Origin of the sequence: Lamprobacter sp., assembly GCF_034860625.1 — a bacterium.
GTDB lineage: Bacteria > Pseudomonadota > Gammaproteobacteria > Chromatiales > Chromatiaceae > Lamprobacter.
The window spans coordinates 1-1,112 of sequence record NZ_JAYESN010000588.1 but is presented as its reverse complement, the minus strand read 5'-3'; the positions used below and the strand labels follow the sequence as shown (position 1 = coordinate 1,112).

1 protein-coding gene is annotated in these 1,112 nt (G+C 67.1%); it reads right to left on the bottom strand.

Going from position 1 to position 1,112, the window contains the following annotated elements:
- The coding region (locus VBE63_RS30035; RefSeq protein WP_323686624.1) for a helicase HerA domain-containing protein at positions 1–1,112 on the bottom strand (1,112 nt) is incomplete at both ends.

Below are 1,112 nucleotides of genomic sequence, written 5' to 3'. Positions count from 1 at the left end.
CCGGCAATCGAGGTCAGCTCGGCGATCAACAGCGAGCCGATGGCGCTGCCGACCATCCCGTCGGAGAGCGAATCCAGACCGATGTAGGCGACATAGCCATCGTTGATCAGATCGGTCATGCGCATCAGATCGCGCGGATCATCCGGGTCGCTCGGATTCGGCGAGAGCAACGGCCCCAGCGGCCCGGAGGTCAGCATCACCAGCACCGGCATCAGGCTCGCGACCATCTTGGAGAAATGCACGCGCTCGTGCTCGTGCATGTTGACCAGGCCATCGATGACCGATGACGGCTGCTCCGGGGCGATGCGGCTGCGGTAATGGCGGATCAGCGCCTGCACCCGGCCGTGGCTATCGCGGGCCTTGCCGAGCAGCGCGTCGCGATCGAAGCGTGGATCGACCTGGGTGCAGCAGGTCACCAACGCCCGCTCGACCAGGGCATCGACCCCGCCTTCGAGATAATGGCGCAGCTTGAGCAGGTTTGGGCGCTCCTCGACCAGCAAGAGCCCGGCGATGATGTGGCTCATCGCCATCTGACCGAAGGCCTTGAACGGATCGGCGCCGGTCTCCGAGGGCATCAGCGCGGCGATGCGGCTGGCCAGTTCGGTGTGACGGCCAAAGGTGGCCATCGGGTCGATGCGGCAGGAGTGCTCCGGGAAGGCCGGATGGAAGGCGGCGAATTTCTCCGGGCGACCAGCCAGCACGCAGGCGCGCTCGGCGTTGTCGCGCAGTTCGCGGTCGCCCTTGGGATCGATGATCAGCACCGCCTCACCACGCAAGACGGCCTGGCTGATCAGCAGATCGAACAGCCGGGTCTTGCCGGCGCCGGTGGTGCCGACCACCAGCAGGTGACCTTCCAGGGTGCTGAGCGGCACGGCGAGGTCGTCCTCGCGCGGGGCCAGACCATGCAGCCAGTGTGCGCCGATCGCGGTGGTCGAGATCGGCGTCAGTCGCGAGGGGCCGATCCGCAGCAGGTCATGCGCAAGCTGGGCCTGATCGCGCTCCCACTCGAAGCCGCGGCCGAGCCAGAGTTGGCCCTGGAACTGCTGTGTGGTCGCGGCCAGCTCGGCGACGGTGACGAAGGTCTGTACCCGTCCGCTCAGATTCGCGTGCAG